This window comes from Pseudomonas sp. YNh (assembly GCF_037993085.1).
Classification (GTDB): domain Bacteria; phylum Pseudomonadota; class Gammaproteobacteria; order Pseudomonadales; family Pseudomonadaceae; genus Aquipseudomonas; species Aquipseudomonas putida.
This window is the reverse complement of the sequence record NZ_JBBMRJ010000006.1, coordinates 253,241-266,900: the sequence shown is the minus strand read 5'-3', so window position 1 is coordinate 266,900 and position 13,660 is coordinate 253,241. Positions and strand designations below refer to the sequence as shown.

The 13,660-nt window shown below is 62.6% G+C and carries 12 protein-coding genes; 8 read left to right on the top strand and 4 right to left on the bottom strand.

The features are described 5' to 3' along the window. The first annotated feature begins 11 nt into the window (after positions 1–11). Positions 12–1,382 carry a DNA repair protein RadA gene (gene radA, locus WF331_RS08815; RefSeq protein WP_016497929.1) on the top strand — a complete coding sequence of 457 codons (1,371 nt, stop codon included), beginning with the start codon at positions 12–14 and terminating at the stop codon, positions 1,380–1,382. 175 nt (positions 1,383–1,557) lie between these two features. Here radA and WF331_RS08810 read toward each other — a convergent pair whose 3' ends face one another. After that, a complete protein-coding gene (locus WF331_RS08810; RefSeq protein WP_016497930.1) occupies positions 1,558–3,075 on the bottom strand; it encodes a nucleobase:cation symporter-2 family protein in 1,518 nt (505 codons plus the stop codon). A gap of 263 nt (positions 3,076–3,338) precedes the next feature. Further along, positions 3,339–3,704, bottom strand: coding sequence for a PilZ domain-containing protein (locus tag WF331_RS08805; RefSeq protein WP_016497931.1), 366 nt, complete (start codon positions 3,702–3,704; stop codon positions 3,339–3,341). 177 nt (positions 3,705–3,881) lie between these two features. Between WF331_RS08805 and WF331_RS08800 the strand changes: the two genes are divergently transcribed. The 3 genes from WF331_RS08800 (at position 3,882) to yjiA (ending at position 7,285) form a co-directional block, all read left to right on the top strand. Continuing rightward, entirely contained in the window at positions 3,882–5,948 is a 2,067-nt protein-coding gene (locus WF331_RS08800; protein WP_016497932.1) for a carbon starvation CstA family protein, read from the top strand. Between the two features lie 17 nt (positions 5,949–5,965). After that, on the top strand, positions 5,966–6,163 hold the full coding sequence (locus tag WF331_RS08795) for a YbdD/YjiX family protein (RefSeq protein WP_003251633.1): 198 nt from the start codon (positions 5,966–5,968) through the stop codon (positions 6,161–6,163). Positions 6,164–6,307: 144 nt separating this feature from the next. Further along, complete coding sequence (gene yjiA / locus WF331_RS08790; protein ID WP_340622812.1) at positions 6,308–7,285, top strand: GTPase; 978 nt, start codon at positions 6,308–6,310, stop codon at positions 7,283–7,285. Here the strand turns inward: yjiA and WF331_RS08785 are convergent. Beyond that, positions 7,245–8,732 carry a methylenetetrahydrofolate reductase C-terminal domain-containing protein gene (locus tag WF331_RS08785; RefSeq protein ID WP_016497934.1) on the bottom strand — a complete coding sequence of 496 codons (1,488 nt, stop codon included), beginning with the start codon at positions 8,730–8,732 and terminating at the stop codon, positions 7,245–7,247. The genes yjiA and WF331_RS08785 overlap by 41 nt on opposite strands. A 208-nt stretch (positions 8,733–8,940) precedes the next feature. Here WF331_RS08785 and WF331_RS08780 point away from each other — a divergent pair, with 208 nt between their 5' ends. Further along, the gene (locus WF331_RS08780) at positions 8,941–9,741 is read left to right on the top strand and encodes a 5-methyltetrahydropteroyltriglutamate--homocysteine S-methyltransferase (RefSeq protein WP_016497935.1); all 801 of its coding nucleotides are present in this window, start codon (positions 8,941–8,943) and stop codon (positions 9,739–9,741) included. Positions 9,742–9,909: 168 nt separating this feature from the next. Here the strand turns inward: WF331_RS08780 and WF331_RS08775 are convergent, their stop codons facing one another. After that, positions 9,910–11,088 (bottom strand): acetyl-CoA C-acetyltransferase, encoded by a 1,179-nt coding sequence (locus WF331_RS08775; RefSeq protein WP_041167958.1) that lies wholly within the window; start codon positions 11,086–11,088, stop codon positions 9,910–9,912. Positions 11,089–11,263: 175 nt separating this feature from the next. On the opposite strand from WF331_RS08775, the gene WF331_RS08770 reads away from it, so the two are divergent. The 3 genes from WF331_RS08770 (at position 11,264) to fabV (ending at position 13,521) form a co-directional block, all read left to right on the top strand. Next, positions 11,264–11,530, top strand: coding sequence for a PepSY domain-containing protein (locus WF331_RS08770; protein ID WP_016497937.1), 267 nt, complete (start codon positions 11,264–11,266; stop codon positions 11,528–11,530). Beyond that, positions 11,527–12,060, top strand: coding sequence for a cytochrome b/b6 domain-containing protein (locus WF331_RS08765; protein ID WP_340622811.1), 534 nt, complete (start codon positions 11,527–11,529; stop codon positions 12,058–12,060). Before WF331_RS08770 ends, WF331_RS08765 begins: the two co-directional genes overlap by 4 nt. A gap of 249 nt (positions 12,061–12,309) precedes the next feature. Further along, a complete protein-coding gene (gene fabV / locus WF331_RS08760) occupies positions 12,310–13,521 on the top strand; it encodes an enoyl-ACP reductase FabV (RefSeq protein ID WP_340622810.1) in 1,212 nt (403 codons plus the stop codon). The last annotated feature ends 139 nt before the right edge of the window (positions 13,522–13,660 follow it).

The following is a 13,660-nucleotide window of genomic DNA, read 5'->3' as shown; positions in this document are numbered from 1 at the left end:
AGACCCCATCCATGGCCAAGGCCAAGCGCTTGTATGGCTGCACCGAGTGCGGCGCGACCTTCCCCAAATGGGCCGGCCAGTGCGGTGAATGCGGGGCCTGGAACACCCTGGTCGAAACCATGATCGAGAGCGGCGGTGCCGCGGCGCCCAGTACTGGCCGCGCCGGTTGGACCGGGCAGCAAGCGCAGATCAAGACCCTGGCCGAAGTCAGCGTCGAGGAAATCCCGCGCTTCACCACCAGCAGCACCGAACTGGACCGCGTGTTGGGCGGCGGCCTGGTGGATGGCTCGGTGGTGCTGATTGGTGGCGACCCGGGCATCGGCAAGTCGACCATCCTGCTGCAGACCTTGTGCAACATCGCCGTGGGCATGCCGGCGCTGTATGTTACGGGTGAGGAGTCGCAACAGCAGGTGGCCATGCGCTCGCGGCGCCTGGGCTTGCCCCAGGACAAGCTCAAGGTGATGACCGAAACCTGCATCGAAACCATCATTGCCACGGCACGCGTCGAGAAACCGCGGGTGATGGTGATCGACTCGATCCAGACCATCTTCACCGAGCAATTGCAGTCGGCACCCGGCGGCGTGGCCCAGGTGCGTGAGAGCACGGCGCTGCTGGTGCGTTACGCCAAGCAGAGCGGCACGGCGATCTTCCTGGTCGGCCACGTGACCAAGGAAGGCTCGCTGGCCGGCCCGCGGGTACTGGAGCACATGGTCGATACCGTGCTGTATTTCGAAGGTGAGTCCGACGGCCGCCTGCGCCTGTTGCGAGCGGTGAAAAACCGCTTTGGCGCGGTCAACGAACTGGGCGTGTTCGGCATGACCGACCGGGGCCTGAAAGAGGTGTCCAACCCGTCGGCTATCTTCCTTAACCGTACCCAGGAAGAAGTGCCGGGCAGTGTGGTGATGGCGACCTGGGAGGGCACCCGGCCAATGCTGGTCGAGGTACAGGCACTGGTCGACGACAGCCACTTGGCAAACCCGCGCCGGGTAACCCTGGGCCTGGATCAGAACCGCCTGGCCATGTTGCTGGCGGTGCTGCACCGCCACGGCGGTATTCCCACCCATGATCAGGACGTATTCCTCAACGTGGTGGGCGGTGTGAAGGTGCTGGAGACGGCTTCGGACCTGGCATTGCTGGCGGCGGTAATGTCCAGCTTGCGTAACCGGCCACTGGCCCATGGGCTGCTGGTGTTTGGCGAGATCGGCCTGTCGGGCGAGGTGCGGCCGGTGCCCAGTGGCCAGGAGCGGTTGAAGGAAGCGGCCAAGCATGGTTTCAAGCGCGCCATCGTGCCCAAGGGCAATGCGCCGAAAGAGTCGCCGGCGGGGCTGCAGGTTATTGCCGTCACCCGCCTGGAACAGGCCCTGGATGCATTGTTCGAGTAATTCGTAGTCAGGCCCGGCCCTATCGCCGGCAAGCCAGCTCCCACAGAAGGACCACAGTTTCCAGATCCTGTGCAGCACCTGTGGGAGCTGGCTTGCCGGCGATAGGGCCAGTACAGTCAAACGAAAAAGGGGCCGACGATGCGCGTCGGCCCCCCTCTCACCGCTCAGTCAGCGGTCAATGTTCGGCAACTGCCGCACGCCTGACCGTCTGGTTGCCATGCTCGTCCAGTTCCAGCAATGGCACTTCGTTTCCTTCGGCATCGAACAGCTTGCCATCCTTGAAGTAGTCGCCATCACGCAGTGCGGAAATGTCGGAGTACTGGATGGTGCGTTCGTACGCTGCGGCGAACACGGACTGGTTTTCCGAGTTGCCGGTGGTGAAGTGGTTGAAGATCAGGTTCAGCAGGATGGCCATGATCGCCGCCGAACTGATGCCCGAGTGGAAGATGGTCTCGAACCAGTTCGGGAAGTGGTGGTAGAAGGTTGGCGCGGCAATCGGGATCATGCCGAAGCCCAGCGAAGCGGCGACGATGATCAGGTTGACGTTGTTCTTGTAGCTGACCTTGGACAGGGTGCGGATACCACTGGCCGCCACCGTGCCGAACAGCACGATGCCCGCACCGCCCAGTACCGGGGTCGGTACTGCAGCAATCACCCGGCCCATGACCGGCAGCAGGCCGAGCACCACCAGGATCACACCGCCCGTGGCCACCACGTAACGGCTCTTGACCCCGGTCACGGCCACCAGGCCAACGTTCTGGGCGAACGCGCTCTGGGTGAACGAGCCGAAGATCGGCGCCAGGATGCTCGATGCCATGTCGGCGCGCAGGCCGTTGCCCAGGCGCTTGGAGTCGACCTTGGTGTCGATGATCTCACCCACGGCGAGGATGTCGGCCGAGGTTTCCACCAGGGTGACCATGATCACGATGCACATCGACAGGATCGCGGCGATGTGGAATTCCGGCATGCCGAAATGGAACGGCGTGGGGAAGGCGAACATCGCACCTTCGGTGACCTTGCTGAAGTCGGTCATGCCCAGCGCCCAGGCGATCAGGGTACCGAGCACCATGGCCAGCAGGATCGACAGGCGCGAGATGGTCGCGCTGCCCAGCTTGCTCAGCAGCAGCACGATGGCGAAGGTCAGCCCCGCCAGGCCGATGTTGGCCACGCTGCCGAATTCCGGCGAGGCGCTGTTGCCACCCATCACCCAGCGTGCAGCCACCGGCATCAGGGTCAGGCCGATGGTGGTGATGACGATACCGGTCACCAGCGGCGGGAAGAACTTGGTGATGCGCGAGAACACCGGGGTGATCAGGAAGCCGATCAGCGATGCTGCCATGACGGCGCCGAGCACGCCTGGCAGGCCACCGCCGCCCTCGCTGCTGAGGATCGCCCCCATGGTCGCCACACCGGCGAACGACACGCCCTGCACCAGCGGCAACTGGCAGCCGAAGAACGGCAGGCCGAGGGTTTGCAGCAGGGTGGCCAGGCCACCGGCAAACAGCGAGGCAGCAATCAGCATGCCTATTTCGGCGCCGTTGAGGCCTGCGGCCTGCCCCAGGATCAGGGGTACCGCGACGATCCCTCCGTACATGGTCAACACATGCTGCAGACCGTAAGCCAGGTTGGCACCAAGCCCGAGATTTTCATCCTCGGGGCGCTTGGCGGGAGACGTGCTAGGGGACGTAGTCATGGAGCAGGCTCTCTGTTTATTTTTGTGTCGCTACTGTAGACAGTTCCGGCAAATGATTACCACAAGAATTGTATACAATATTTTGATCGGAGCGCGCACAAGGGCGGCCGCCGGATGTGCGAAAACCCAATGCAGAAGGCGTACCAACTCATCAAATGCTGTATTAGAGGGGTGTGTACAAAGTGCTGCTACCCAGGCTTAAAGCTGTCTGGGTAGACAGGAAACACATCGCGAGGAGGCTATTAGCTAGCTAAGAGATTTCATTATTCGATGAGTTCGCGCAGCTCACGCATCATTTCGGTGCTGTCGGCCACGTTCAATTCCACAAGACGGTGCAAGTGGCTCATCGAATCGATGTCGATGTACAGGCAGATGAAGCCCAGCCGGTCCGGTTCTTCGTGGCGCAGTTCGACCTGCATCTGCACCTCGGTCACTTCGTCGTTGAGCAGGATGTAGGCTTCAAAATCCTGGCTCAGGTCGGGATCCCAGGGTTTAGGGCTTTCGACCAGCAGGCCCTTGAGGGACAGGTCGAGCAGTTTCACCTCCCAGCAACGCTCGCCCTGGCACAGCCTGGTCGGGGCGTCGAACTGGATACGCTGGAAACGGCGGCGTTCGTCGTGATCGCTCATGGCGTGGATCCTCGGGTAGGTCCTAAAGTGACATCCTGACTATAGTTAGAAGGGTATGTGCATCAGGTACCGCAATCTGGCCGCAGAGGCTCTAGACCAAAGCAAGTGTGGCAATGCGCCTTGACTCGCCCTAGACTCGGTGGGCGGTCTTTCCAATCCACCAGCTGGAAGCTAACCATGAACAACAATAATAGCCTGCTACGCCACATTCCGTGGCTGGCGCTGGCAGTCATAGGGGCCTGCGCGCTGGGTGTGGTCGCCCTGCGTCGCGGTGAGGCAATCAACGCCTTGTGGATCGTGGTCGCGGCGGTGGCCATCTACCTGGTTGCCTACCGGTACTACAGCCTGTTCATCGCCACCAAGGTGATGCAACTGGACCCGCGCCGCGCCACCCCGGCGGTGCTCAACAACGACGGCCTGGACTACGTCCCGACCAACAAACATATCCTCTTCGGTCACCACTTCGCTGCCATCGCCGGCGCAGGCCCCCTGGTCGGCCCGGTGCTCGCCGCGCAAATGGGCTACCTGCCCGGCACGCTGTGGCTGATCGCCGGCGTGGTGCTGGCCGGTGCGGTGCAGGACTTCATGGTCCTGTTCATGTCCACCCGCCGCAACGGCCGTTCGCTCGGCGACATGGTGCGCGAGGAGATGGGCCGCATTCCGGGCACCATCGCCTTGTTCGGCTGCTTCCTGATCATGATCATCATCCTTGCGGTGCTGGCGCTGATCGTGGTAAAGGCCCTGGCCGAGAGCCCGTGGGGCATGTTCACGGTGATGGCGACCATCCCGATCGCGATGTTCATGGGCATCTACATGCGCTACATCCGCCCGGGCCGCATTGGCGAGATCTCGGTGGTTGGCGTGGTATTGCTGCTGGCCTCGATCTGGCTGGGCGGCGTGATCGCTGCGGATCCGGTCTGGGGCCCGGCGTTCACCTTCACCGGCGTGCAGATCACCTGGATGCTGGTGGGCTACGGCTTCGTCGCCGCAGTGCTGCCGGTGTGGCTGGTGCTGGCGCCGCGTGACTACCTGTCGACCTTCCTCAAGATCGGCACCATCGTTGGCCTGGCCATCGGTATCCTGATCATTGCGCCCGAGCTGAAAATGCCGGCGCTGACCCAGTTCACCGACGGCACAGGCCCGGTGTGGAAGGGTACCCTGTTCCCGTTCCTGTTCATCACCATCGCCTGTGGTGCGGTGTCGGGCTTCCATGCGCTGATCTCTTCGGGCACCACGCCCAAGCTGCTGGACAACGAAACCAACGCCCGTTACATCGGCTACGGCGGCATGCTGATGGAGTCGTTCGTGGCCATCATGGCCATGGTCGCCGCTTCGGTGATCGAACCGGGCGTGTACTTCGCCATGAACAGCCCGGCCGCCGTGGTGGGCGCAGACGTTGCGTCGGTGGCGCAGACGGTCAGCAGCTGGGGCTTCCTGATTACCCCTGAGCAGCTTGAAGCCGTCGCCCGTGACATTGGTGAGCACACCATCCTGGCCCGTGCCGGCGGTGCGCCAACCCTGGCAGTCGGTATCGCGCAGATCCTGCACCAGGTGTTGCCAGGTGAAAACACCATGGCCTTCTGGTACCACTTCGCGATCCTGTTCGAGGCACTGTTCATCCTCACCGCAGTCGACGCCGGTACCCGTGCCGGGCGCTTCATGCTGCAAGACCTGCTGGGCAGCTTCGTACCGGCACTCAAACGTACCGAATCGTGGGGGGCCAACCTGCTCGCCACCGCTGGCTGCGTGGCGATGTGGGGCTATCTGCTGTACCAGGGCGTGATCGACCCGCTGGGTGGCATCAACACCCTTTGGCCGCTGTTTGGCATCTCCAACCAGATGCTCGCCGGTATCGCCTTGATGCTCGGTACTGTGGTGCTGATCAAGATGAAGCGTCAACGCTACATCTGGGTCACCCTGCTGCCGGCCGTCTGGCTGCTGATCTGCACCACTGCTGCAGGGCTGATCAAGCTGTTCGACCCGAACCCGGCCGTTGGCTTCCTGGCCCTGGCCAAGAAGTACAGCACTGCGCTGGACGCCGGCCAGGTCCTGGCCCCGGCCAAGGACATCGGGCAGATGCAGCACGTTATCTTCAACGCCTACACCAACGCGGGCCTGACGATTCTGTTCCTGCTGGTGGTTTTCAGCATCCTGTTCTTCGCCCTCAAGGTCGGCTACGGCGCTTGGGGCCGCAAGGAGCGCAGCGACAAGGAAACCCCGTTCCAGGCCCTGCCTGACGCGTAATCGAGAGGACTGCAGTTATGTTCAACGACTTGGGTCGACTGGGGAAATACCTGGGGCAGGCAGCCCGCCTGATGGTCGGCATGCCCGACTACGACAACTATGTCGAACACATGCAGAAGACGCATCCGGACAAGCCGGTGATGAGCTACGAGGCGTTCTTCCGCGAACGCCAGGAAGCCCGTTACGGCGGCAAGTCCGGGCCCAAATGCTGTTGAACCCTAAGCGTTGACCTGTCCGGCCTCATCGCCGGCAAGCCAGCTCCCACAGGTGCTCCACAGGCCACCAGTCTGTGCAGTACCTGTGGGAGCTGGCTTGCCGGCGATGGGGCCACTGTTTTTTCCGCACAGGAGATGTTCTGCGTGCAGACGCCTATTCCCGTAACCGTACTCACAGGCTTCCTCGGCGCTGGCAAGACCACCTTGCTCAAGCACATGCTCAAGGCCGAGCACGGCCTGAAGATTGCCGTGATCGAAAACGAATTCAGCGAGGCCGGCATCGACAGCCAGTTGCTGGGCGACGAGCCGGTGCAGGTGATGACCCTGGCCAATGGCTGCGTGTGCTGCAGCATCCATGGTGACCTCACCCGCGCCTTGTACCTGCTGCTTGAGCGCATTGACGCAGGCGAGATCGCCTTTGACCGGCTGGTAATCGAATGCACCGGCCTGGCCGACCCGGCGCCGGTGGCGCAAACCTTTTTCATCGACGAGGACTTGCGTGAGCGCTACATCCTCGACGGCATCATCACCCTGGTCGACGCTGTTCATGCCGAACTGCACCTGACACAGACCATCGCCCAGGCCCAAGTCGGCTTTGCCGATCGCCTGCTGCTGAGCAAGACCGATCTGGTCGAGCCGGCTACGGTAGAAGCCCTGTGCGAACGCTTGGCCCGCATCAATGGCCGGGCTGCAATCCGTGTGGTCGAGCACGGCCGTATCGACCTGGCGGAGCTACTGGATGTGCGTGGTTTCAACCTCAACCCCGACCTGGGCGCGAACCTGAAACCGATGCTTCGCCCGGTGCTCAAGTCCGCCACCCCCGACCGTATCTCCACCATGGTGCTGCGCACGGAAACCGCGCTGGACATCGACCGCCTCAGCGGCTTCATGAATGAGCTGCTGGAAACCCACGGCAAACAGCTGCTGCGCTACAAGGGCGTGCTGAACATTGCCGGTGAAGACCGCAAGCTGGTGTTTCAGGGCGTGCTCAAGCTTTACGGTTTCGACTGGGATGCAGAATGGGCCGAGGGTGAAGCCCGCGAGAGTGTAATGGTGTTCATCGCCGATGAACTGCCCGAGGCTACGATTCGGGCTGGTTTCGAGGCGCTGGCTGCGGGCTGAGCCGGCGCGGCGTTGCGGCCTGGAACCACTGCGGCCATGAGCTGCGGTGGCGGGTTTCCACCTCGATGCACGGGATCAGGCGTTCGGTCAGCACCGCCGTTTGCCGCACTGCCTTTGCCGTGCGGTATTTGACGCTGTGGATGCACTCGCGGTCGCCGAATTCGCAGCGGTTCAGCGCGGTACCGCCGCAGGGGCCATTGGCCAGGCCTTTGGGGCAGGTTTCCGGGCAGACGTACAGGGTGTCTTCCAGGCGGCAGCGGCCGCAGGTATCGCAACCCACCAGCGGCCGTTTCACCGCACGTTCCACCTTGTGCAGCACTTGTGCGCCAAGGTGCGTAGCCCACAGCGGCCGGCGTACCGCCCAGCCAAATGCCTTGCTCAGGCTGTTGCGGCGGCTGAACAGCAGTGAATGCATGCCGTGCATCAGGTGATAGCGTGCTTTCTCTTTGAACGAGGCATCGACCCGCGACTCGCCCTGGCGCCAGGCCGCTTGTGGCGGGTGGAATATCACTGCCGGCAGCCCGGGCATCTGCCAACTGGCCTGCCAGGCGGGCGCCCACTGCTCCAGCGTGTGGACCTGGTTTTGCCAGTGCTCGATACGGCCTTCAAGGGCAAGCAGTTGTTTCAGTTCGTGAACCCCTGACAGGTGCACACCGGCGTAGCCCATCAGTTTCACGCCAATGATCTGCAACGCCAGGCGGTCGACGCTGCGTGCCTGGGCAAAGGCCTTGGACTGCGCAGTCTCCGCTTCGAGCATGCCACGCATGGACGGTGTGACAGTGACCCCGGCCACGTGGTCGAGCATTGCCGCGCGCCCGTGGGTGAGGCTCATCAGGCAGGCCAGCATCGGCTTGGGCGTGGGCTGGCGACGCATCCAGTGCATGGCTTCCTGATGCTTGGCGGCATCGAAACCCAGTTGCAGGGTGAGGAAGTCGGCGCCTGCTGCGAGTTTTTTCTCGGCCTTGAAATACTGGGCGCCGCCTTCTTCCTCACAGTACTTGAACGGGTTCAGTGCAGCGCCCAGCAGCCAGTGCGGGCAAGCCTGGCGGGCAATCAGCAGGGCGGCGACCGATTCCAGATAGCGCACCGGGCGCTGGCCGGGCTCGTGGCCGGGCAGGCGGTCGCCCGTCAGCAGCAACAGCTGGTCGAGGCCCGCGGCGTCCATGCGCTGCAGTTGGGCAAGGAGGTGGTGACGCTCGCGGTCCTTGCCGGAAAAATGCGGCAGGGCAGGTACCGGGTTGCTGAACGAGGCGAGGGCGTCCAGCGGCGACATGTCCAGCGGGCTCCCGACGCGATCGCCGATGGCCACGGTCATTGGCCAGCCGCACAGGTGCGCGCGGGCCATGATCGCTTCCATGGCGGCGAAGCGTTCTGCAGAAGGCTTGGGGACGAACTCCATGACGCAGACGAAGTTCTGTTCGCGCAGCGCGGTTTTCAGCAGGCTCATGTGGCCGGGCACCTGGTGTGGTCAGGGTGGCATTGTGCGGCAGAAGGCGGGCGGGGTCATGTCCGGATGCGCAGGGCGGTGCTCTGAATGAGACATCATCATGATCATGAAAAAATCTTGGGTTCATCTCAAATTTAATGAGTTTGTCTCAAACCGGTCTCAACCGGACAATCGCCTCATTCATTTATGCAGGCTGAAGGGACAAGACATGGCACTGGCACACAACCTGGGCTTTCCACGCATCGACCACGACAGCGAGCTGCGTGCCCGCCACTGGCAGGTGCAGAGAGAGGCCGGCATCGAACTGCTGCCAGTGGGCGACTTTGCCTGGTTTGACCAACCGTTCGACCTGAGCTGGGCGCAACTTTTCGACGAAGTGGCACAGGCCAAGGCCTTGGGGCATGCGGTCAAGCCAGTGGTGATCGGCCCATTGACCTATCTGTGGCAGGGCGAAACCAACGACGGCATCGACACGCTGGAGCGCCTCGAACGCCTGCTGCCGCTGTATGACCAGCATCTCAACCGCCTGGCTACCCTGGGCGTCGAGTGGGTGCAGATCGATGAGCCGATTCTCGCCGAAGACCTTCCACAGGACTGGAAAAACGCTTTCGAGCGCGTCTATAACATCCTTCAGCGCGCGCCTTTGAAGAAGCTGATTGCCACATACTCTGGTGGCCTTGGAGGCAACCTCGGCCTGGCCGCGAACCTGCCGGTCGATGGCTTGCACATCGACCTGGTTCAGGCACCCGACCAGTACGTGACCATTCTCGACCGCCTGCCGGCCTACAAAGTGCTGTCACTGGGCCTGGTCGACGGCGACAACGCCGCGCCTTGCAATCTGGGCGCGACCCTGGACCTGCTGCACGATGCCCATGAGCGCCTGGGAGAGCGGCTGTGGCTGGCGCCATCCTGCTCGTTGACGCGCAGCCCGCTGGAAGTGGCCGTGCAGAAGTGCCAGGAAGTGGCGGTGTTGGTTGCTGCACTGGAAGAGAACCGGGCTGCCGCTTGATTTTCGGCAGCCTGTGCCGCCCCCTTCGCGGGTGAACCCGCTCCCACAGGTACAGTGCAAGCCTTGAAAATTCATGTGGCCCCTGGCCCCACAGGTACAGCATAAACCTTGAAACTTGTGCGGTCCCTGTGGGAGCGGGCAAGCCCGCGAATAGGCGGGGCCTGCTGATCAGCGCTCGATCGCCAGCGCCACGCCTTGCCCACCGCCGATGCACAAGGTCGCCAGGCCTTTCTTGGCGTCCCGCTTGATCATCTCGTGCAGCAAGGTCACCAGCACCCGGCACCCGGAAGCGCCAATCGGGTGGCCCAGGGCAATGGCCCCGCCATTCACGTTGACCCGCGCAGCATCCCATTCCAGCACCTTGCCCACTGCCAGCGCCTGTGCGGCAAAGGCTTCGTTGGCTTCGATCAGGTCCAGTTCGGCCAGTTGCCAACCGGCCTTGTCCAGGCAACGCTGAGTCGCTGAAACCGGGCCGATGCCCATGATTGCCGGGTCTACCCCTGCACTGGCATAGGCGGCGATCTTCGCCAGTGCTGGCAAGCCCAGGGCCTTGGCCTTGGCGGCACTCATCAGCAGCACGGCAGCGGCGCCGTCATTCAGGCTGGAGGCGTTGCCAGCGGTAACGCTGCCATCCTTCTTGAACGCAGGACGCAGTTTGGCCAGGGAGTCAGCGGTGGTGTCCGGGCGTGGCTGTTCGTCCTGGGCGAACACTCTGGGCTCACCCTTTTTCTGTGGCAGCACGATTGGGGTGATCTCATCAAGGAAGCGGCCGGCCTCGATGGCCGCCACGGCCTTGCGTTGCGATTCGGCGGCAAAAGCGTCCTGCTGCTCACGGCTGAGGCCGTACTTGTCCACAAGGTTCTCGGCGGTGATGCCCATGTGATAGTCGTTGAAGGCATCCCACAGGCCATCGGTGATCATGCTGTCGATCAGCTGGCCATGGCCCATGCGCTGCCCAGTGCGGGCCGAAGGCATCACATAGGGGGCCAGGCTCATGTTCTCCTGGCCACCGGCAATCACCACCTCGGCATCACCGCAACGAATGGCCTGGGCGGCCAGGTGCAAGGCCTTGAGGCCCGAGCCGCAGACTTTGTTCAGGGTCAGCGCCGGTACGCTGTAGGGCAAGCCGGCCTTGATCGCGGCCTGGCGTGCCGGGTTCTGCCCGGCGCCGGCGGTGAGCACCTGGCCGAGGATCACTTCGTCCACCTGCGCCGGGTCCAGCCCGGTCTGCTCCAGCAGGCGCTTGATCACGGCGGCACCGAGGTCGACCGCAGGTACCGTGGCCAGGGCGCCCTGGAAGCTGCCGATGGCGGTGCGGGTAGCGGCGACGATGACCACGTCGTTCATGTTGTTGTTCTCCGTGCGATGGGCGTAATGCCCAAGCATCGGTGGCTTTGGCTCATTTGTTAAGTTTGTTTTTCTTTCGGATTGATGTGAAAAATAAATCAATGGGCGCTCGGCGTCCTATCCAACTAAGCTGAATTCCGTGCTGTTTTCACTCAACTGAATGGAGCCCATACCCATGCGCACCCTCATCGCCTTGATGCTACTGATCGGCAGCAGCACAGCATTCGCCGCCACCCAATGCACCAGCGCAGACAAAAGCACCTGGCAAGACCAGGAAAAGTTCCAGGCCCAGCTCAAGGAGCAGGGTTACAAGATCAACAAGTTCAAGGTTACCAAGGGCAACTGCTACGAGATCTATGGTCTCGACAAGGATGGCCGCAAGGTCGAGATCTACCATGACCCGGTGAGCGGCAAGGCGGTCAAGTCCGAGTACCACGATTGAACAGCGACGGCACTGTGCAGCTGTGGGACCCGCTCCTGCGGCTGTGCCATCTCTCCATCGCCGGTGTGTTCTTCGCCGACTATTTTTTCAACGAAGAAGGGGACGACTGGCACCAGTGGCTGGGTTACTACGCACTGGCCTGTGTCGTGGTGCGCGTGGTCTGGGGCTTTGTCGGGCCACCCAGCGCGCGCTGGGCCGATTTCTGGCCAACCCCGGCGCGCCTGGCAGGGCATGCCCGTGCGCTGCTGCGCGGCGAGCCTTGTCATCGCCTGGGGCATTCGCCGATTGGCGCGTTGGTGATGCTGTTGATGCTGACCGGTATCGCAGGGCTGGTCCTGACCGGCTGGGCGTCCCAGGAGGTGGATGCGCTGTGGGGCGCCGATTGGCTGACCGACCTGCACAGCTGGTTGGCCGATGCGGTGTTGGCGTTGGTGTGTGTGCATGTGCTGGCGGCCATCTACGAGAGTGTGCGCCTTCGCGAGAACCTGCCGTTGTCGATGATCACCGGGCGTCGTCGACGTCGGGATTGAGTAGACCTGTGCCGGCCTCTTCGCGGGCTTGCCCGCTCCCACAGGTATGCCACAAATCTCAAAACCTGTGCGGTCCATGTGGGAGCGGGCGAGCCCGCGAAGAGGCCGGCACAGGAGAACCTTGGTTTTGCATCCTTTTGATCACCCCGTAATATGTGTCGGATAACCTGCGGGGGTAGTCTCACCCTCTGAAAATCGGAATCGCCCCAAGCGGCGTTTCCCCGGCATAAACCTGACGAGGTACAGACATTGGCCATCATTCATCCTAAGGTTCGCGGTTTCATCTGCACCACGACTCACCCGAAGGGCTGCGAGCTCAACGTCCGTGACCAGATCGAAGCCACCCGCAAGCTGGGCGTGCGCGAGGATGGCCCGAAGAAGGTCCTGGTCATCGGTGCTTCCAGTGGCTACGGCCTGGCAGCGCGTATCACCGCAGCGTTCGGTTTCAAGGCCGACACCCTGGGCGTGTTCTTCGAAAAACCAGGCACCGAAACCAAGGCCGGCACTGCTGGCTGGTACAACTCCGCTGCCTTCGACAAGTTTGCCAAGGCCGAGGGCCTGTACAGCAAGTCGATCAACGGTGACGCCTTCTCCGACGAGGCCCGTGCCAAGGTCATCGAGCTGATCAAGAACGAGATGGGTGGCAAGGTCGACCTGGTCATCTACTCGCTGGCCTCGCCTGTGCGCAAACTGCCGCAGACCGGTGAAGTCATCCGCTCGGCACTCAAGCCGATCGGCGAGCCTTACAAGTCGACCGCCATCGACACCAACAAGGACACCATCATCGAGGCCAGCATCGAGCCGGCCACCGAGCAGGAAATTGCCGACACCGTGACCGTCATGGGCGGCCAGGACTGGCAGCTGTGGATCGACGCCCTGGCAGGCGCCAACGTGCTGGCCGAAGGCGCTCGCACCGTGGCCTTCAGCTACATCGGCAGCGACATCACCTGGCCGATCTACTGGCACGGTGCACTGGGCCAGGCCAAGCAGGACCTGGACGAAACTGCCCTGCGCCTGGACCAGAAGCTGGCCGGCGAAGTGAAAGGCGGCGCCAACGTGGCCGTGCTGAAATCGGTGGTTACCCAGGCCAGCTCGGCCATTCCGGTAATGCCGCTGTACCTGTCGATGGTCGTCAAGATCATGCAGGAGAAAGGCGTTCACGAAGGCACCCAGGACCAACTGGACCGCATGTACCGCGACCGCCTGTATCGCGCCGATGGTGCGCCGGCCGAAGTCGACGAGAAGGGCCGTCTGCGCCTGGACGACTGGGAACTGCGCGATGATGTGCAGAACGAGTGCAAGGCCCTGTGGCCACAGGTCACCACCGAGAACCTGTTCGCCCTGACCGACTATGCCGGTTACAAGAAGCAGTTCCTCAACCTGTTCGGATTCGAGCGCGCTGACGTCAACTATGACGACGACGTGGCCACCGATGTGAAGTTCGACTGCATCGAGCTGTAAGCCGAACCGGGCTGGCCCTATCGCCGGCAAGCCAGCTCCCACAGGTACACCACAAGCCTCATGGCCTGTGAAATCCTGTGGGAGCTGGCTTGCCGGCGATAAGGCCAGCACAGGTTCAAGATTTTTTGCTAGTTTTGGC

Excerpts from the sequence above, each read along its gene's own strand:
- WF331_RS08800 (WP_016497932.1), top strand. The coding sequence starts at position 3,882 with ATGAACAACAATAATAGCCTGCTACGCCACATTCCGTGGCTGGCGCTG.
- WF331_RS08775 (WP_041167958.1), bottom strand. The coding sequence starts at position 11,088 with ATGAACGACGTGGTCATCGTCGCCGCTACCCGCACCGCCATCGGCAGC.
- WF331_RS08805 (WP_016497931.1), bottom strand. The coding sequence starts at position 3,704 with ATGAGCGATCACGACGAACGCCGCCGTTTCCAGCGTATCCAGTTCGAC.
- WF331_RS08795 (WP_003251633.1), top strand. The coding sequence starts at position 5,966 with ATGTTCAACGACTTGGGTCGACTGGGGAAATACCTGGGGCAGGCAGCC.
- WF331_RS08785 (WP_016497934.1), bottom strand. The coding sequence starts at position 8,732 with ATGAGCCTGCTGAAAACCGCGCTGCGCGAACAGAACTTCGTCTGCGTC.
- WF331_RS08780 (WP_016497935.1), top strand. The coding sequence starts at position 8,941 with ATGGCACTGGCACACAACCTGGGCTTTCCACGCATCGACCACGACAGC.
- radA (WP_016497929.1), top strand. The coding sequence starts at position 12 with ATGGCCAAGGCCAAGCGCTTGTATGGCTGCACCGAGTGCGGCGCGACC.
- WF331_RS08810 (WP_016497930.1), bottom strand. The coding sequence starts at position 3,075 with ATGACTACGTCCCCTAGCACGTCTCCCGCCAAGCGCCCCGAGGATGAA.
- WF331_RS08770 (WP_016497937.1), top strand. The coding sequence starts at position 11,264 with ATGCGCACCCTCATCGCCTTGATGCTACTGATCGGCAGCAGCACAGCA.